This is a genomic window from Streptomyces niger, from assembly GCF_000718305.1.
GTDB lineage: Bacteria > Actinomycetota > Actinomycetes > Streptomycetales > Streptomycetaceae > Streptomyces > Streptomyces niger.
The window spans coordinates 478,075-497,275 of the sequence record NZ_JOFQ01000008.1 but is presented as its reverse complement, the minus strand read 5'-3'; the positions used below and the strand labels follow the sequence as shown (position 1 = coordinate 497,275).

Here is a 19,201-nt window from a genome sequence, read left to right as displayed (position 1 = left end):
CACTCACCGTAGCGACTTGGGAGCAGCCGGCAATGGCTCGACACCTCATCACCAGCGCCCTTCCGTACATCAACGGGATCAAGCACCTGGGCAACATGGTGGGGTCCATGCTCCCGGCCGATGTGTACTCCCGGTATATGCGGCAGCGCGGGCACGACGTCCTCTACATCTGCGCGACCGACGAGCACGGCACCCCGGCCGAGCTGGCGGCGAAGGACGCCGGCCAGTCCGTCGACGCGTTCTGTGCCGAGCAGCACGACGCGCAGAAGGCGATCTATGACGGCTTCGGGCTGGCCTTCGACCACTTCGGCCGCAGCTCCTCGCAGCAGAACGTCGAGCTGACCCAGCACTTCGCGCGCAAGCTGCACGAGAACGGCTTCATCGAGGAGCGGGCGATCCGCCAGGTCTACTCGAACGCCGACGAGCGCTTCCTGCCCGACCGCTACATCGTCGGCACGTGCCCGCACTGCGGTTACGACAAGGCCCGCGGCGACCAGTGCGAGAACTGCACCCGCGTGCTGGACCCGACCGACCTGATCGACGCCCGCTCGGCGATCAGCGGCAGCAGCGACCTGGAGGTGCGCGAGACCAAGCACCTCTTCCTGCTCCAGTCCAAGCTCCAGGGCGAGGTCGAGAAGTTCATCGACGAGGCCGGTGAGGAGTGGCCGACGCTGGCCTCCTCCATCGCCCGCAAGTGGCTGACCGAGGGCCTGCACGACCGCTCGATCACCCGCGACCTGGACTGGGGCGTGCCGGTACCGGCCGACGTCTGGCCGGACCTGGCCGCCGAGGGCAAGGTCTTCTACGTCTGGTTCGACGCCCCGATCGAGTACATCGGCTCGACGAAGGAGTGGGCGGACGCGGCGCCCGACGGCGAGGTCCGGGACTGGAAGTCGTGGTGGTACGAGGCCGACGACGTCCGGTACACGGAGTTCATGGCCAAGGACAACGTCCCGTTCCACAGCGTGATGTTCCCGGCGACGCAGCTGGGCACCCGCGAGCCGTGGAAGAAGGTCGACTTCCTCAAGGCCTTCAACTGGCTGAACTACTACGGCGGCAAGTTCTCCACCTCGCAGCAGCGCGGCATCTTCACCGACGCGGCGCTGGAGCTGCTGCCCGCCGACTACTGGCGCTACTTCCTCATCGCGAACGCGCCGGAGTCCGACGACACCTCCTTCACCTGGGAGCTCTTCTCCTCCTCGGTCAACAAGGACCTGGCCGACACCCTCGGCAACTTCGTCAACCGCGTGCTGTCCTTCTCCCGGAAGCGCTTCGGTGACGAGGTCCCGGCGGGCGCCGAGGCCGGCGAGGCGGAGGCGAAGCTCGGCGAGGACATCGCGCGGCTCCTGGCCGAGTACGAGGGCCACATGGAGGCGCTGCAGTTCCGCAAGGCCGCCGCTTCGCTGCGCGCGCTGTGGAGCGCGGGCAACTCCTACCTGGAGGAGAAGGCCCCCTGGCTGGAGATCAAGACCGACAAGGACGCGGCCGCGCTCACCCTCCGTACGGCGATGAACCTCATCCACCTGTACTCGGTGATCTCCGAGCCGTTCATCCCGTCCTCGGCGAAGGCCATGCGCGGCGCGTTCGACCTCGCCGACGACACGGCCCTGTGGGTCACCCAGGACGAGGCCAAGGCCCTGTCCTCCGTCCCGGCCGGCACGTCCTTCACCGTCCCCCCCGTCCTCTTCGCCAAGATCACCGAAGACGACCTCGCGGCGTACAAGGACCGCTTCGGCGGCGAGGAGTAAGTCCCACGGCATGACGGAGGGCCCGGAACCGCGCGGTTCCGGGCCCTCGGCGTTGCGCTACGCGGATGTGCCGCCGTACGGATGCCAGTCCGCCGTCCGCACCGTGAACCCCATGGGCTCCGGCATCGTGATCTCCTGCCCGAAGATGCCCTTCGCGGTCTCGACGTAGTGGCGACCGTCGAGCTGGAGGAGATGCCAGGTCGCGTCGTTCGGGTCGACGATCAGGTAGACGGGGATGCCGGCCCCGGCGTACCGCTCACGCTTGTCCTCCCAGTCGCGCCTGATGGCCGTACGGGTCGTGGAGACGGTCTCGACGACGGCTTGGATGATCTGCACAGGCCAGTCGGGCTCGTTCTCGGCTGGAATGTCCTCAGATCGGACGACCACGGCATCGGCCCGCGGCCGATAGTCGTCGGCCACCAGCAATCCTCGCTCGTCCCACGCCTCGAACGGCTCCGGGGTGTGGCGCACGAAGGTCCGTCCAGGAAGGTCGTGGAAGTGCCCGGGATTGGCCTGCATAACGAGCTCACCGTCGAGCAGTTCCACGTGCAGCCCATCGAGGACGTCCAGCTCGTGCCACATTTTGATGAGCGCGTTGTTGTCCACTGAAGGTTCTCCTGCCGACCGCTCTTGCGCCAAGCATAGGGGCCGCAAGCACGCGCGAGGGGCCCGGAACCGCCATGCGGTCCGGGCCCCTCTGAGCGATGAGCGTTACTTCACCTGCGGCTTGCGGAGCGAGAGGTGCAGCTCCTTCAGGCGCGACTCCTCGACCTCGCTCGGGGCACCCATGAGGAGGTCCTGAGCGTTGCCGTTGAGCGGGAAGGCGATGGTCTCGCGGATGTTCGGCTCGTCCGCGAGGAGCATCACGATGCGGTCCACGCCCGGGGCGATGCCACCGTGCGGCGGGGCGCCGAACTTGAAGGCGCGGAGCATGCCGCCGAACTCCGCCTCGACGGTGTCCTTGTCGTAACCGGCGATCTCGAAGGCCTTGTACATGACCTCCGGCTCGTGGTTACGGATCGCGCCGGAGGACAGCTCGACGCCGTTGCAGACGATGTCGTACTGCCAGGCCAGGATGTCCAGCGGGTCCTTGGTCTCCAGCGCTTCGAGACCGCCCTGGGGCATCGAGAAGGGGTTGTGGGAGAACTCGATCTTGCCGGTCTCCTCGTCCTTCTCGAACATCGGGAAGTCGACGATCCAGCAGAAGCGGAAGACGCCCTCCTCGAAGTGGCCGGCGCGCTTGGCGGCCTCGACGCGGACCGCGCCCATGATCTTCGAGACCTCGTCGAACTCGCCCGCGCCGAAGAAGACGGCGTGGCCGGGGGCCAGGTCCAGCTTCTCCACCAGCGCCTTGACGTCGTCCTCGGTGAGGAACTTGGCGATCGGGCCGGTCAGCGCGTTCTCTTCGCCGACGCGGACCCAGGCCAGGCCCTTGGCGCCCTGCTCGACGGCGTAGTCGCCGAGCCCGTCGAAGAACTTGCGCGGCTGGTCGGCGGTGTCCGGCACGGCCAGCGCGCGGACGTGCTTGCCGGCGAACGCCTTGAAGCCGGAGCCCTCGAAGACGTCGGAGACGTCCACCAGCTCCAGCTTGGCGCGCAGGTCCGGCTTGTCGTTGCCGTACTTCAGCATCGACTCGCGGAACGGGATGCGCGGGAACGGCGAGGTGACCTCGCGGCCGCCGCCGAACTCGGTGAAGAGCTCGGTCATCAGCTTCTCGACCGGGCCGAAGACGTCCTCCTGCTCGACGAAGGACATCTCGATGTCGAGCTGGTAGAACTCGCCCGGCGAGCGGTCGGCGCGGGCGTCCTCGTCGCGGAAGCACGGCGCGATCTGGAAGTACCGGTCGAAGCCCGCGATCATCAGCAGCTGCTTGAACTGCTGCGGGGCCTGCGGCAGGGCGTAGAACTTGCCGGCGTGCAGGCGCGAGGGGACCAGGAAGTCGCGCGCGCCCTCGGGGGAGGTGGCGGACAGGATCGGCGTCGCCATCTCGTTGAAGCCGAGGGAGACCATCTTGTGGCGGATGGCGGAGATGACGGCCGTGCGCAGCATGATGTTGCGGTGCATGCGCTCGCGGCGGAGGTCGAGGAAGCGGTACTCCAGGCGCTTCTCCTCGTTGACCCCGTCCTCGGCGTTGATCGTGAAGGGGATCTGCTCGGCGGCGCCGAGCACCTCGACCGCGGAGACCTCGATCTCGACCTCGCCGGTGGGCAGGTCGGGGTTGACGTTGTCCGCGCCACGCGCGCTGACCTTGCCGTCGATGCGGACGACGGTCTCCTTGGTCAGAGAGCCGAGCGCCTCGTTGGCGGGGGTGCCGGGGCGGGCGACGAGCTGCGTGATGCCGTAGTGGTCGCGCAGATCGATGAAGAGGATGCCGCCCAGGTCACGTCGATTGTGCAGCCAGCCGCTGAGGCGGACGTCCGTGTCGACGTCCGCGGCCCGGAGCTCGCCGCAGTTATGGGACCGGTACCGATGCATCGCTCATCCAAGTCGTCGCGAGTCGAGGTGGGGCAACGGGGGCGGGAGGCCGGGTCGGCTCCCGGTCGACACCCGATGATCACCCCAGGATTGGCATAACCGCTCCAGGTTACCGCTCCGCCCCGTCCCTCCGGGTTGCCATATCCACGACAAAGCCCCCCGAGAGCTTCCCGGTGGAACACCATGGGACCAGGGTCACGTCCTTCTCACTGGTGGGCCTCCGTGAAACCCACATAAAGTGATGCAATGCGCACCAAGGACGTCCTGGCCGCCATCGGCACGGGCCTGTGGCACTGGGACCACTCAGTCGGCAAGGTGACGCTGGACGCCGAGGCGGCCAGGCTGCTCGGCCTGCCCGAGGAGCCCGCCGACTTCAGCGAGGCCTTCATCCGCTCGCGCTTCCACGCCGTCGACTTCGCCGAGATCAACGGCGTCGTCCACCTCGCGCTCACCGAGAACACCCTCGCCGAGGGCCGGCTCCGCGTCATGCGCGACGACGGCAAGGTCCTGCGCGTCGTTCGCTGCCGCGCCCGCGTCACCCCGCTGGACAACAGCTACGAGCTGGTCGGCACCCTCCAAGAGGTCCCCGAGCCGCAGCCCGGTACGTCCGCGGCGCGCACCCCCGTCACCGGCGACTGGCGCCGCTCCCGGGAGGCGTTCCTGCTGGACGCGGGGCGCGCGCTGGCCGAGGCCCGCTCCACCGCCGAGGTGTTGCGGGTGGCCGCCGGCCTGTCCATGCCCGGCTTCATGCCCGACGGGCTGGCCGTCTTCGGCATCAAAGGCGACCACATATCGGTGATCGGGCACCACGGGCACAAGCCGGGGGCCGAGCAGCCCTTCGTCGACATGCCGCTGGACACCGATTACCCGGCCGCCGAGGTGATACGGACCGGGCGGGCCATCTACCTGCCCACGCCCGAGGAGTACAGCCGCCGGTTCCCCGTGACCTGGCCGATGGCCGAGCGCTTCGGGCGCCAGTCCTGGGCCTTCCTGCCGCTGATCAGCGCGGGCCGGACGGTCGGCGCCTGGATGGCCGCCTTCGGCCACCGCGTCGCCTTCACCCCCGACGAGCGCTCCGTGCTCACCACCGTCGCCCGGATGCTCGCCCAGGCCCTGCACCGCGCCGGGGACCAGGAGTCGCAGCTGGAGCTGACCACGGGCCTGCAGCGCAGCATGATGCCCACGGTCCAGCCGGACATCCCCGGTATGGCGGTGGCCGCACGGTACGTGCCCACCGGCGGCGGCCTGGAGGTCGGCGGCGACTGGTACGACATGATCACTCTGCCGTCGGGCCGGATCGCGCTGGTCATCGGTGACGTCCAGGGCCACGACGTACGGGCCGCGGGGCTCATGGGCCAGCTGCGGATCGCGCTGCGGGCGTACGCCTCCGAGGGCCACCACCCCGACGCCGTGCTCTCCCGCGCCTCGCGGTTCCTCGCCGGCCTGAACGACACCGAGGCCGAGGGGCTGGACCCGCGCTTCGCCACCTGCCTCTACATCGAGGTCGACCCGGCCACCGGGCTGCTGGACATCGCGCGGGCCGGCCACCCCGACCCCGCCATCCGGATGACGGACGGCACAATGCTGGTCCGGCCGACCGCGGGCGGGATGCCGCTGGGCATCGACCCGGACACGGACTACCCGACCACCCGGCTCGTCCTGGAGCCCGGCGAGACGATGCTGGTCTGCACGGACGGGCTGATCGAGACCGGCGGGCACGACCTGGAGAGCGGCTGGACGCGGCTGCGGGACGTCATGGAGGCCCACGAGGACCCGGACACCGAGGACGGACTGGAGCGGCTCGCCGACGCCCTGGTGCAGGCCGTGCACGGGCCGTCCTCGCACCACACCACCGGGCCGCTGGTGGACCGCCGCGAGGACGACATCGCGATGCTGCTGCTGTCCCGGGAGAGCGCCAGCTGCGCCATCGGCACCGGCGGGCTGCAGCCCGGGCTGCCGGTCCGCCGTACGGTCCTGACCATCGCGCAGGCCGAGCCGGAGCGGATCGCCGAGGCCCGCGGCCAGATCCGCGACGTGCTGCACGACTGGACCGACGAGGACCAGGTCGACTCGGCCGTCCTGATGGTCTCCGAAATGGTCACCAACGTGCTGCTGCACACCGACGGCGACGCCCTGCTGGTCGCCGAGATCTCCGGTGCGAGAGGCGCCCGGCGCATCCGGGTGGACGTGGCCGACAGCAGCGACGAGCTGCCGCACCGCCGCCGCCCCGGCGAGCTGGCATCCTCCGGGCGCGGCCTGGTCCTGATGGAGCTGCTGGCCGGCGCCTGGGGCGTGGACCCGCGCGGGGACGGCAAGTCCATCTGGTTCGAGCTGTACGAGGACGCCGGGGACAGCCTCGCGGCGGCCGCGGCTCAGGCCGGCGCGTCCCCGGAGGAGCCCCCGGACGGCGGCCCCTCGCTGTCCGGCCCGCCGCTGTCCGAACCGGCGGCGTAGCGCTCGTGCAGCTCTGACAGGATCCCCGTCGCCGCGGCCGCCAGCGGTACGGCCAGCAGCATGCCGAGGATGCCCGCCACGCTCGCGCCCGCGGTGATCGCGAGCAGCACGACGGCCGGGTGCATGTGGACGGTACGGCTCTGGATCAGCGGCTGCAGGATGTGGCCCTCCAGCACCTGAACGAACAGCACCACGCCCAGCGCCCACAGCGCGATCACGAAGCCCCGGTCGGCCAGCGCCACCAGCACCGACACGGTGCCGGAGATGAACGCGCCCAGGTACGGGATGTACGCGCCGACGAAGACCAGCGCCCCCAGCCCGACCGCGCCCGGCACCCCCAGGATCAGCAGTCCGACGGTGATGCAGATGGCGTCGATCAGCGCGATGACCGTCGTGCCGCGCATGAAGCCCTCCACCGCCTCGAAACCGCGGCGCGCCATCCGCTCCAGCTGCGGCCCGGAGTCGCCGGGCGCCCAGGACCGCAGCACGCCCACCGCCTTGTCCGCGTCCCGCAGGAAGAAGAACGTCAGCAGCAGCGCCAGCACGGCGGCGGCCACGGTCTGGCCGATCAAGCTGATGCCGGAGAGCACCCCGGTGGCGGCCCGGCCGCCGAACTTCTGCGCCAGCTCCTTGGCGTTCGCCGTGAGGTCTCCGAGCGAGGTGCCGGTGCCGCCCAGGTGCTTGCTGAGCTCCTTGGTCGCCTGCTGCACCGACGCCACGATCTGATCGCCGGTGTCGATCAGCGCGGAGATCACGATGTACCCGGCTCCGCCGACGACCACCAGCAGGGCGACGCAGGTCAGCCCGGACGCCAGCGAGCGGTTGAGCTTCATCGCGACCAGCCGCCGGTAGAGCGGCCCGAGCAGGGCACTGCCGAGCAGGGCCAGCAGGACGGGCGTCACGGCCGCCTTCAGGTGGACGGTCAGCCAGATGGCGACCGCGACCACCGCGACGACGAGCAGCGCCACTCCGCACCAGGCCGCCGCCCGACGCGCACCGAGGGGAAGCAGAGCTTCCCGTTCATCCCTGTTCATCCGTTTCTGCACCGACCCAGTCCACCACGCGGAGCCGCGTGACGGCCCGCACAGCGCAGAGCCGGGCCCGGCGTTTCACGTGAAACGCCGGGCCCGGCCGGAGCGGGTCGGGTCAGCCGGCAGCAGCCGGGATGGTGCCGAGGCGGCCCGCCTGGAAGTCCTCGAAGGCCTGGGCCAGCTCGGCGTGGGTGTTCATCACGAACGGGCCGTAGTGCATCATCGGCTCGCGGATGGGCTGCCCACCGAGGAGGACGACCTCGAAGTTCGGGCTGCGGGACTCCTGCGTGGCGTCCGCCTTGATGGTGAGCGAGTCACCGGCACCGAAGACGACCGACTGGCCCATGCGGAACGGACGGCCCTCGGGGCCCGCCGTACCGCGCCCGGCCAGCCCGTACGCCAGCGCGTTGAAGTCCGACCGCCAGGGCAGCGTCAGCTCGGCGCCCGGGTTCAGCGACACGTGCATCATCGTGATCGGCGTGTGCGTGATGCCGGGACCCTCGTGCCCGTCGATGTCGCCCGCGATCAGGCGCAGCAGCGCACCGCCGTCGGACGAGGTCAGCAGCTTGACCTGGCCGCCGCCGATGTCCTGGTAGCGGGGGGCCATCATCTTGTCCTTCTTCGGCAGGTTCACCCACAGCTGGAGGCCGTGGAAGAGCCCGCCGGACATCACCAGCGACTCCGGCGGCGCCTCGATGTGCAGCAGGCCGGAGCCCGCCGTCATCCACTGGGTGTCGCCGTCGTTGATGGTGCCGCCGCCCCCGTGCGAGTCCTGGTGCACGAAGGTGCCGTCGATCAGGTACGTCACCGTCTCGAAGCCGCGGTGCGGGTGCCACGGCGTGCCCTTGGGCTCGCCGGGCGCGTACTCCACCTCACCCATCTGGTCCATCATGATGAACGGGTCGAGGTGCTTGTAGTCGATGCCGGCGAAGGCCCGGCGGACGGGGAAGCCCTCGCCCTCGAACCCGGTGGGCGCGGTCGATACGGCGAGCGCGGAGCGCTGCCGGGCGTCGGCGGGCGCCGCAACGCGCGGCAGGGTCAACGGGTTCTCAACGGTCACTGCGGGCATGACGGCCTCCTCGGTCGTTCGGGTTTCAATTTAGTTGAAGTCTGAACAACTCGCAAGGCGCACTCCATTCCCCGACGCATTCCCGCAGGTCACAAGGGAGAGAAAACCGGAGGGCCGGTCGCGTCCGAACGCGACCGGCCCATCGGGACGGGGCGGCGGCACGACGGCCGCCCGAGAAGTGCGGGTCAGCCGTACATCCGCCGCATGGCGAAGTCGACCATCTGCTCCACGGCCTTGGCGTCGAACACCATCCGGTGCTCGCCCTCCATGTCGAGCACGAAGCCGTACCCCGTGGGCAGCAGGTCCAGCACCTCGGCGCCCGTGATCACGAAGTACTTGGACTCCTTGCCGGCGTACGCGCGCAGCTCCTTGAGCGAGGTGAACATCGGGATCACCGGCTGCTGCGTGTTGTGCAGCGCCAGGAAGCCCGGGTTGTCGCCGCGCGGGCAGTACACCTTGGAGTTCGAGAAGATCCCCTGGAAGTCCTCGGCGGACATCGACCCGGTCGTGAAGGCGCGCACCGCGTCGGCAAGGGAGGGCGGGGACGGCTCGGGGTACAGCGGCTGCCCGCCGTACCCGCCAGGAGCCTGCTGCGGCGGAGGCGGCGCAGCACCGTAACCCTGCTGACCCGCACCCGCGTTCTGGTCGTAGCCGTACATAGCTGCAAAGCGTACTGAGTGAACCTCCCCGGCTGCGTGAGAGCCGGAGTTTCCGTCGTCCGCGGACCGTCAGGCAGTACGGGCACCCGCCCTGCCGGCGCCCCGTGGGGCAGCGACACCGTCTTCGCGATCCCTACGCCTTCCTTCGCAGAAGGAGACAGCAACACCCGCAGCACCGGAGGCGTCGACACGGGTGGCCCGGTTCCGGGCGCTACTACGTGCTTCACGGCCGCTCCACGGTCCCGCGCGCAAGCGCGCCCGTTGATACATGGAGTGACGTCCCCGCTGATCGCAAGACCAGCCGGGCAGGGCTCGCAGATACTTCACCCGTACGGGAATGCCGGGTGCCACCGGGACGTACGCCCCGTCGTTGACGGCCAAGGTGTGGATGTTCACCCCGCCCACCGCATCCCGGTGCAGCACCCGGGAGCAGTCACTGTTCACACATGCGTAGGTTCGCCCGCGCACTTTGCAACGGGTGAGGCAGTACGGGCAGGTCTGCGAGGAGTACGCCTCGTCGACATGCCGAATCACCAGGCCCGTCTTGTAGGCCAGCTGACGCTCCTGCGTTCCCCGCTCCCACTGAGAGAGCTGCTGTCGGGTGGAACGCGCGTTCCGACGCTTCCTCTCGGTGTTCCTCTCGATCCCGCGAACATTTCCCACCACCAGCCGCACCATCACTCGTACCTCCGCCGGAGCAGCTCTCTCATGAGCCGACACCTGTTCGCGGATGAAGCGGTTGGCCTTCGCGGTGACTTGATGGTTGAAATCGCGCAGGCTCCGGTCGGTACGGGCAGTGAGCTTCTTCCGGGCCGCTGCGAGCCTTCGGTGGCGACGTGAACCATTGCTGCACCGCGCCGATTTCGCCTGGAGCTGCGCGACGCCCTTGTTCCGACGCTGCTTGAGGGAACGAGCGGAGCGCCCATTGATCACCGCCACCTCATAGCCACCGTCCGGGGCACGCGTGGCCAGCGCCATCGGATTGATGAGGCCCTCATCGACCGCGACCGTCACTACTCGCATGTCCGGGACGCTTTCGTCGCTCCGGTCACCGGCGTCCGGCAGTCCGTCGTCCGGCGCGCGGTAAGCGACACGCAGCGACCAGGAACGGTCGGCTGCATCCCAGCACAGTTTCATCTCGCCCCAGCGGTCAGGAGCGACCGTCTCCCCTTGTCGGTCGGGAAACTCCGGCACCGGCAGCACGATCCGCTCGCGTCCACGGCCCAGCGACAACGCCAGCCGTCCGTCGCGAGTGATCTTCCAGCCGAAACCCGTGGTGAAGACCAGCCGCCGGTAGCTCTTCTGCCGCCACGGCAGCTTTGTCCGCGCCACCCCTTGCTGCCTGTTGCGGCGGCCGAGGACGATCGCCTCCGCGAGGTCGTAGGCGACTGCCTGGGCAGTGTGGGCGTGCAGCGGTCTCGCCTCGGCCGGCAAGGAGGTCACGTACCGGCGGACGTCCTCGCGCCCCGGTGAACGTCCGGCACTCCACTCGCTGCGTACCCAAGCCACTGCTCGGTTCCACAGCAGCGCCGAGGCATGACACGCGGCATGCGCCCGTGCGTGGCTTCCTCGGTTGAGCCACACGGGGACGACCGCTGTCAGCACGCGAGAGCGCATTCACCCCTCCTCTGCAGCCTTGCCCACTCCGTCAGCTACCGAGCGTATTCACTCACGCACGTACCGGACAGACGTTCCAAGAGGGACCACTCTTTCGCGTGAACACAAGCGCCCCGCCGCGAACCTCGTCACAGATGGGCCGTTAGGGGTTGCTTCTTATTACCGACGGGTAGCATCCTGGTAGCTACTACCTGGTATGCGTTTGAGGACCTCCTCACGAAGGATTACGGAGCCGTCGCCATGGGGCACTACAAGTCGAATCTCCGCGACATCGAGTTCAACCTCTTCGAGGTGCTCGGCCGCGACAGCGTGTACGGCACCGGCCCGTTCGCGGAGATGGACGTCGACACCGCCAAGAGCGTGCTGTCCGAGATCGCCCGGCTGGCCGAGAACGAGCTGGCCGCCTCGTTCGAGGACGCCGACCGGAACCCGCCGGTCTTCGACCCCGAGACCAACACCGCGCCCGTTCCCGAGAGCTTCAAGAAGAGCTACCAGGCGTACATGGACGCCGAATGGTGGCGGCTGGGCGTTCCGGAGGAGATCGGCGGCACCACGACGCCGCGCTCGCTGCTGTGGGCCTTTGCCGAGTCCATCCTGGGCTCCAACCCGGCCGTATGGATGTACGCCTCCGGCCCGGCGTTCGCCGGCGTGCTCTTCGAGGAGGGCACCGAGCAGCAGAAGCACATTGCCAAGATCGCCACGGAGAAGGCCTGGGGCTCCACCATGGTCCTGACCGAGCCCGACGCGGGCTCGGACGTGGGCGCCGGCCGTACCAAGGCGATCAAGCAGGAGGACGGCTCCTGGCACATCGAGGGTGTGAAGCGCTTCATCACCTCGGGTGAGCACGACATGTCGGAGAACATCCTCCACTACGTGCTGGCCCGCCCCGAGGGCGCAGGCCCGGGCACCAAGGGCCTGTCGCTCTTCCTCGTGCCGAAGTACGAGTTCGACTTCGAGACCGGTGAGCTGGGCGCCCGCAACGGCGTCTACGCCACCAACGTCGAGCACAAGATGGGCCTGAAGGCCTCCAACACGTGCGAGATGACCTTCGGCGACAAGCACCCGGCCAAGGGCTGGCTCATCGGCGAGAAGCACGACGGCATCCGCCAGATGTTCCGCATCATCGAGTTCGCCCGGATGATGGTCGGCACGAAGGCCATCGCCACCCTGTCGACCGGCTACCTGAACGCTCTGGAGTACGCCAAGGAGCGCGTGCAGGGCCCGGACCTGGCGGCCTTCACCGACAAGACCGCGCCGCGCGTCACGATCACGCACCACCCCGACGTGCGCCGCTCGCTGATGACGCAGAAGGCGTACGCCGAGGGCATGCGCGCCCTGGTCCTCTACACGGCCACCGTCCAGGACGAGATCCTGATCAAGGAGGCCGCGGGCGAGGACGCCGCCGCCGAGCACGCGCTGAACGACCTGCTGCTGCCGATCGTGAAGGGCTACGGCTCGGAGAAGTCCTACGAGCAGCTGGCCCAGTCGCTGCAGACCTTCGGCGGCTCCGGCTACCTGCAGGAGTACCCGATCGAGCAGTACATCCGGGACTCCAAGATCGACACCCTCTACGAGGGCACCACCGCGATCCAAGGCCAGGACTTCTTCTTCCGGAAGATCGTCCGCAACCAGGGCGCGGCGCTGACCACCCTGTCCGAGACCATCAAGAAGTTCCTGGCCGAGGCGGTCGGCGGCGAGGAGCTGGAGGGCGCCCGCGGCGAGCTGGCCAAGGCCGCCGGTGACCTGGAGGCGATCGTCGGCGCGATGCTGACCGACCTCGCCGCCACCGAGAAGGACGTCAAGTCCATCTACAAGGTGGGCCTGAACACCACTCGCCTGCTGCTGGCCTCCGGTGACGTCGTCATCGGCTACCTGCTGCTCAAGGGCGCCGCGGTGGCCCAGGAGAAGCTGGCCACGGCCTCCTCCAAGGATGCGGCGTTCTACCAGGGCAAGATCGCGGCGGCGAAGTTCTTCGCGCACAACGTCCTGCCGGGCGTCGCCGTGCAGCGCGGGCTCGCCGAGTCCGTCGACCAGTCCCTGATGGAGCTGGACGAGGCGGCGTTCTGATCCGGCGCGGCGTCTCCCACCGCCGCTGAGGGCCCGTGCCCGCCTGCCGCTCGTGTGGCCCCGTCCGGTTTCCTCCGGGCGGGGCCACCGGCATACCGCGACGCCCCGTCGTCGAACCCCTCTCGCCACAGGGATCCCACCGGCCACGCGGGCGGCCGATTCCACTCATCCGTACGGCGTACCACCCACCCGGCACGACGCCTCCTTATGCTGAATCCATGAGCACATCTGTCCGCTTCGACCGCGGCCACACCGACGATCTGATGTCCTTCCTCGCCGCGAGCCCGTCGCCGTACCACGCGGTGGCGAACGCAGCCGCCCGGCTGGAGAAGGCCGGCTTCCGGCAGGTCGCCGAGACCGACGCCTGGGACGGGGAAGCGGGCGGCAAGTACGTGCTCCGCGGGGGCGCGATCATCGCCTGGCACGTGCCCGAGGGCGCCACCCCGGCAACGCCCTTCCGCATCGTCGGTGCGCACACCGACTCACCCAACCTCCGGGTGAAGCCGATCCCGGACACCGGGTCGCGCGGTTGGCGGCAGATTGCGGTCGAGGTCTACGGCGGCACGCTGCTCAACACCTGGCTCGACCGGGACCTGGGTCTCTCCGGCCGGCTGACGCTGCGGGACGGCAGCCACAGGCTGGTGAACGTCGACCGCCCGCTGCTGCGCGTGCCGCAGCTGGCCGTCCACCTCGACCGGTCGGTCAACGCCGACGGCCTCAAGCTCGACAAGCAGCGGCACATGACGCCCATCTGGGGCCTGGGCGAGGTTCAGGAGGGCGATCTGCTCTCCTTCGTCGAGCAGGAGGCGGGGCTCACCGCCGGCGAGGTGCGCGGCTGGGACCTGATGGTGCACAGCGTCGAGCCGCCGGCCTACCTCGGCCGGGACCGCGAACTGGTCGCCGGGCCGCGGATGGACAACCTGCTCTCCGTGCACGCCGGTACGGCCGCGCTCGCCGCCGCCTCCGCGCAGGACGGTCCGACCTGCATCCCGGTGCTGGCCGCCTTCGACCACGAGGAGAACGGCAGCCAGTCCGACACCGGCGCGGACGGGCCGCTGCTCGGCACCGTGCTGGAGCGCTCGGTCTTCGCCCGCGGCGGCTCGTACGAGGACAAGGCGCGGGCCTTCGCAGGTACGGTGTGTCTGTCCTCCGACACCGGCCACGCCGTGCACCCGAACTACACCGAGCGGCACGAGCCGGGCCACCACCCGATGCCGAACGGCGGCCCCATCCTGAAGGTCAACGTCAACCAGCGGTACGCCACCGACGGCGGCGGCCGCGCGGTCTTCGCCGACGCCTGCGAAAGGGCCGGCGTCCCCTGGCAGTCCTTCGTCTCGCACAACTCCATGCCGTGCGGCACGACGATCGGCCCGATCACCGCCGCCCGGCACGGCATCACGACCGTCGACATCGGCGTCGCGATCCTCTCCATGCACTCGGCGCGCGAGCTGTGCGGCGCCGAGGATCCGCATCTGCTGGCCGCCGCTCTGACGGCCTTCTTGGAGGACTGAGTTGGAGTTCTCCCTGCTCGGCCCGGTTGCTGTCACCACCGCCGCGGGTGAGCTCCCGCTCGGGCCCGCCAAGCGGCGCAGCGTGCTCGCGCTGCTGCTTCTGCGTCCCAACACCACGGTGCCACTGGAGCAGTTGATCGACTCCCTGTGGGAGGACGAGCCGCCCGCGCACGCCCGTACGGTCGTGCAGGGACACGTCTCGCGGCTGCGCGCCACGCTCGCCGAGGGCGGCGCCGAGGCGTACGGCGTGGAGCTGGCCACGCACGGCTCGGCGTACCTCCTGCGGCTCCCCGAGGAGCTGATCGACGCGCACCGCTTCGGCGAACTGGTCTCGCTGGCGCGACCGGAGGTGGCCCCGGCCGACGCCGTGCCGCTGCTGCGCGAGGCGCTCGGGCTGTGGCGCGGCCCGGCGCTGACCGGCACGGTCACCAGCCCGCCCTTCGCCGCCGCCACGCACGCGCTGGACGAGCGGCGGCTGACGGCCGTGGAGGCGCTGGCCCGTGCCCACAGCGCGCTGAACGAGCACGAACAGGCCGCTTCGGTCCTCTACAACGCGGCCGTGCAACACCCGCTGCGGGAAGGACTGATCGCCGCTCTGATGCGGGCGCTCTTCCGTACGGGGCGCCAGTCCGACGCGTTGGACTGGTACCACCGCACCCGGCGGCTGCTGAGCGAGGAGCTGGGCGTGGACCCGGGCGCCCGCCTGCGGGGCGCCTACGAGGAGATCCTGCGGGCCGAGGAGGCGGGCCCGAGCGCCGGGGCGGCAGCTGCCGACCCAACGGTCGGGGCGTCCGACACCCCCGCCGACGGGGCGCGCATGCCCGGGCAGCGGGACACGGGCGCCACCGGGCGGCCGGACGCGCCGGTTTCACGTGAAACCGGCGCTGCGGAGCCCGGCGCGGACGGTGGTGCCGGTGCCGGCGGCGCGCCCACGGGCCCGCCACGGTTGCTGCCCCGGCCGCCGGCCCGTTTCCTGGGCCGTGAGGCGGCGATGAGCCGGCTCACGGCGGCGCTCACGGAGGAAGACGGTGCGGACGGCGACAGCCCGCTGGCGGTCGTGACCGGACCGGCCGGCGTCGGCAAGACCGCCTGTGCCGTGCAGTGGGCGCACCAGCACTCCGCCGAGTATCCCGACGGGCAACTTTTCGCGGATCTGCGGGGGTTCGGCGAGGGCGATGCCACCGAACCGGCCGCGGTGCTCCGCTTCTTCCTGACCGCCCTGGGTACGCCGGAGCACGCCGTACCGACCTCAGCGACGGCCGCGTCCGCGCTGTACCGCTCGCTGGTCGCGGACCGCAGACTGCTGGTCGTGCTGGACAACGCGCACAGCTCCGCGCAGGTACGGCCGCTGCTGCCGGGCGGGCCCGGTTGCGCCACGATCGTCACCAGTCGCAGCAGGCTGGACGGACTGGTGGCCACCGACTGTGCCCGGCCGGTGGGCCTCCAGGTGTTCGGTGTGTCCGAGGGCGTGGCGCTGCTCGGCGCGATGCTCGGCGCCGAGCGGGTGGACGAGGATCCGGAGGCCGCCCGCGAGCTGGTCGAGCTGTGTGACGGGCTGCCGCTGGCGCTGCGCGCGGCGGTCGCCCAGCTGACCGCGCGGCCCCGCTGGCGACTGGCCCGACTGGCGTCCGCGCTGCGCGACGAGCGGCGCCGGCTGTCGCTGCTGTCGGCGGAGGACACCGGGATCGCCTCGGCGCTGCGGATGTCCGTGGCCCGGCTGTCGGCGGACGACGCGCGGTTGCTGAGCGCCCTGGCGACCAGTGCCGACGGGCAGCTGAACGCCTCGGCGGCGGCCGCGCTGGCCGGTTCCGACCTGGAGCGCACGCAGGACGGGCTGGCCCGGCTGGCCGAGATGCACCTGGTCGACGAGGCGGCCACGGACGTCTACACGATCAGCACGCTGACGCAGCTGTTCGCGCGGGACGGGAACAGTGAGGCGGACGGGACGGAAGCAGGCGACTGAGGCACCGCAACTCTTGTTGTGTGTCCCCTGATTGACGGCATGCCGGCCGGGTACCCGGTGCACGACCTGCCCGGAACCGCCGATCGAGAGGGAGGCGCACATCATGGGCATCGGCTGGTGCATCGGTCTGCTCGCCGTCGGAGGAATCCTGACCTTCGCGGTGGACTGGCACATGGCCGGGGTCAACCTCGATCTCGTGGGCCTGATCCTGATGGCGGTCGGCATCATCGGTATTGCCGCGTACGTCAGCATCTTCAAGCGGCGTCGCATGCAGCCGCCGCCGCCCGCCGCTCCTGTGATCGAGGAGACCCACCGGCACGGCTACGAGTGACGGGCCCGCGGCCATGTGACCTCATGTGACACTCGGATCCCAGAAGTACTTGCCTGAAGGGGCGCCCGCGCGATGTCGCGCGGGCGCCCCTCTTGCCTGCCCGTACGGAGGCCGTGCCGAGCGGTCCGTAAATCCGTAAAGGAGGCCCGTACGTCCCGTCATGTCCCGGCACCGCCCGCCGGACGTCCCGTACCGGCGTATCGCGTCCCACGTCCCAGCAGGTCAGCAACGTCTCGGGGGCGTCCCGGCGGGCGGGACGTCCCATGGGACACGGTAGCCCCGGAAATGCCCTTCCCCCACCGAATGATGGTTCCTGTCGCCGAGGCCGACACGGCGCCGCACCGGACAGCGCGGCGCTCACCAGCCTCATCAACGAGGGGAATCCATCATGTCGCAGACCACGCACGCCACCTTCCGCACGACCACGCTGCGCCGCGTCCTGCCCGCGGTCGCCGCAGCGGGCATCGGCATCGCCGCCGTCACCGGCTGCTCCGGCGGGGAGGCCAAGGCCGACACCGGCTCCCGGGCCGCCGCGCAGACCACCGTCGAGGCGCGGGACACCAAGGCCGACCTGAAGACGCAGGCGGGTACCGCCGCAGCGCTCAAGACGACGGCGGCCGGCAGCACCTTCCCGACCTGGGGGACCCGCTGGGTGGTGCACGCCTCGCCGGACACCAGCTCGCCGTCCGTCGGCATGATCAACAAGGACGCCGCCGGCCAGGACAAGATCACCGCGGACTACCAGGTCAACACCGGCAAGAAGGTGTGCGAGGGCAGCGCCTGCTCGACCTACATGGCGCACATCACGGGTCCGGTGACCGGCTTCCTCAGCGTGATCGCCGTCGACATCCCGCAGGACAAGCTGCCCGGCGTACCGGAGCAGGGCGGCCAGAACCCGCCCCCGCCGGCGCCCGGCGGCACCCGTGGCGAGGCGCTGCAGCGCGCGGCCACCTGGCTGACCGCCAACAACGGCGCGCAGGTGCCCTACAGCCAGGCGAAGAACTGGAAGGACGGGTACCGCCAGGACTGCTCGGGCTACGTCTCGATGGCGCTGAACCTGGGCGCACCCGGCACCAACACCGTGGGGCTCACCAGCTCCAGGATCACCCGGCCGATCTCCGTCAACGAGCTCAAGCCCGGTGACCTGCTGATCGACGCTGCCGGTGACAACAACACCCGGCACGTCGTGATGTTCGAGAAGTGGGACAACGCCGCGCACACCTCGTACACCGCGTACGAGCAGCGCGGCGGCCACGGCACCGACCACCGGTCGCTCACCTACGGGCTCGGGGGCGGCGAGTTCAAGCCCTACCGCCCCGTGAAGTTCACCGACTGATCCGAGCAGCATCCGGATTCGGTAACGAGAGGCACTTCCGCCGCAGGGGAGCGGAAGTGCCTCTCGCGGTGCGTGTCGCGGCTGTGCTGGAATGCCGTCTGTGCATGGGAATCCGAACCGCGCCACCAACCCCCGCCGTAAGCCGCTCGCCCCCTTGCCCGAACAACTCGACGGACCGGTACGCGACTTCGTGTCCGGCCTCCGCCACATGCACGGCGAACTGGGGCTGAGCCTGAAGGACTTGGAAGCCCGGCTGCCCGCCAGCAGATCGTCGCTCTCGCGCTACCTCCGGGGACAGAGCCTGCCCGACGAACGGCTGCTGGTGCAGTGGTGCAAGCTCTCCTTCACCGGCGAGGACCGGCTGCCCGAGCTGGTGCGGCTGCTGCACCTCGCCAACGAGGCGGCGCCGGCGAGCGCGACGGAGCCCCCCGAGAACCCGGACGGCGGGGTAACGGCCGGCAGCGCGCCGGAGCGGCCACCGACCTCCACGACACGACTGAAGCCGGTTCTCGTGGGCGTGGCCACGGCCGTGGTCCTCGCGGTGGCAGGCGTCGTCACGTGGGGGCTGATCGACGACAACAACGCCTCCGGCCATGGTGTTTCACGTGAAACACCGGCGGCCAAGGGAACGGAGCGCATCACCGTTCACAACGTCGACAAGGGGTGCCGCCCCAAGCGCACCCGCGAGTGCTCCATGGGGCTGGCCATAGACCCCTACCTGGCCTACCGGCCGTCCAACATCGGCGGTCACGTCTGGCACGGCGACCAGCTGACCGCCGAGTGCCGCATCGCCAACGGGGTCACCGTCACCGACGAGGCCGGCGGCCACAGCAGCATCTGGTTCCAGGTCCGGCAGCACGGCAAGAAGCTGTGGGTGCCCGGCATCCGGATCGAACCGAACCAGCTCCAGTACTCGACGCTCGACAACTGCGAGTGAGCA

14 protein-coding genes are annotated in these 19,201 nt (G+C 70.0%); 8 read left to right on the top strand and 6 right to left on the bottom strand.

All coding sequences use genetic code 11. From position 1 onward, the window contains the following. Positions 1-32 precede the first annotated feature (32 nt). Entirely contained in the window at positions 33-1,748 is a 1,716-nt protein-coding gene (gene metG / locus IF20_RS18665; protein ID WP_052866311.1) for a methionine--tRNA ligase, read from the top strand. 57 nt (positions 1,749-1,805) lie between these two features. Here metG and IF20_RS18660 read toward each other — a convergent pair whose 3' ends face one another. Together IF20_RS18660 and aspS are read right to left on the bottom strand one after the other, a co-directional pair. After that, positions 1,806-2,354 carry a Uma2 family endonuclease gene (locus IF20_RS18660; protein ID WP_052866310.1) on the bottom strand — a complete coding sequence of 183 codons (549 nt, stop codon included), beginning with the start codon at positions 2,352-2,354 and terminating at the stop codon, positions 1,806-1,808. Positions 2,355-2,459: 105 nt separating this feature from the next. Beyond that, positions 2,460-4,223 carry an aspartate--tRNA ligase gene (gene aspS / locus IF20_RS18655; RefSeq protein WP_052866309.1) on the bottom strand — a complete coding sequence of 588 codons (1,764 nt, stop codon included), beginning with the start codon at positions 4,221-4,223 and terminating at the stop codon, positions 2,460-2,462. A gap of 246 nt (positions 4,224-4,469) precedes the next feature. Here aspS and IF20_RS18650 point away from each other — a divergent pair, with 246 nt between their 5' ends. Further along, complete coding sequence (locus IF20_RS18650; protein ID WP_052866308.1) at positions 4,470-6,677, top strand: ATP-binding SpoIIE family protein phosphatase; 2,208 nt, start codon at positions 4,470-4,472, stop codon at positions 6,675-6,677. On the opposite strand, the gene IF20_RS18645 is transcribed toward IF20_RS18650, so the two are convergent. The 4 genes from IF20_RS18645 to IF20_RS37905 all read right to left on the bottom strand — a co-directional run bounded on the left by IF20_RS18645 (position 6,596) and on the right by IF20_RS37905 (position 10,879). Beyond that, positions 6,596-7,711 (bottom strand): AI-2E family transporter, encoded by a 1,116-nt coding sequence (locus IF20_RS18645; RefSeq protein ID WP_052866307.1) that lies wholly within the window; start codon positions 7,709-7,711, stop codon positions 6,596-6,598. The genes IF20_RS18650 and IF20_RS18645 overlap by 82 nt on opposite strands. Positions 7,712-7,823: 112 nt before the next feature. Next, positions 7,824-8,777 (bottom strand): pirin family protein, encoded by a 954-nt coding sequence (locus IF20_RS18640; protein WP_052866306.1) that lies wholly within the window; start codon positions 8,775-8,777, stop codon positions 7,824-7,826. A 185-nt stretch (positions 8,778-8,962) separates the two neighbouring features. Further along, positions 8,963-9,436, bottom strand: a complete 474-nt coding sequence (locus IF20_RS18635) for an SseB family protein (RefSeq protein ID WP_052866305.1) — start codon at positions 9,434-9,436, stop codon at positions 8,963-8,965. 69 nt (positions 9,437-9,505) lie between these two features. Next, entirely contained in the window at positions 9,506-10,879 is a 1,374-nt protein-coding gene (locus IF20_RS37905; RefSeq protein ID WP_199896644.1) for a zinc ribbon domain-containing protein, read from the bottom strand. A 414-nt stretch (positions 10,880-11,293) separates the two neighbouring features. Between IF20_RS37905 and IF20_RS18630 the strand changes: the two genes are divergently transcribed. From IF20_RS18630 to IF20_RS18605, 6 genes are all read left to right on the top strand, one after another. After that, positions 11,294-13,120 (top strand): acyl-CoA dehydrogenase, encoded by a 1,827-nt coding sequence (locus IF20_RS18630; RefSeq protein ID WP_052866304.1) that lies wholly within the window; start codon positions 11,294-11,296, stop codon positions 13,118-13,120. Positions 13,121-13,338: 218 nt separating this feature from the next. Beyond that, a complete protein-coding gene (locus IF20_RS18625) occupies positions 13,339-14,631 on the top strand; it encodes a M18 family aminopeptidase (RefSeq protein WP_052866303.1) in 1,293 nt (430 codons plus the stop codon). A gap of 1 nt (position 14,632) precedes the next feature. Then, a complete protein-coding gene (locus IF20_RS18620) occupies positions 14,633-16,594 on the top strand; it encodes an AfsR/SARP family transcriptional regulator (protein ID WP_052866302.1) in 1,962 nt (653 codons plus the stop codon). A 103-nt stretch (positions 16,595-16,697) separates the two neighbouring features. Then, on the top strand, positions 16,698-16,925 hold the full coding sequence (locus IF20_RS18615) for a DUF6458 family protein (protein ID WP_052866301.1): 228 nt from the start codon (positions 16,698-16,700) through the stop codon (positions 16,923-16,925). A 388-nt stretch (positions 16,926-17,313) separates the two neighbouring features. Further along, entirely contained in the window at positions 17,314-18,261 is a 948-nt protein-coding gene (locus IF20_RS18610; protein ID WP_052866300.1) for an NlpC/P60 family protein, read from the top strand. A gap of 91 nt (positions 18,262-18,352) precedes the next feature. Beyond that, positions 18,353-19,198: a helix-turn-helix domain-containing protein gene (locus tag IF20_RS18605; protein ID WP_052866299.1), complete on the top strand. Its 846-nt coding sequence runs from the start codon at positions 18,353-18,355 to the stop codon at positions 19,196-19,198. Positions 19,199-19,201 lie beyond the last annotated feature (3 nt).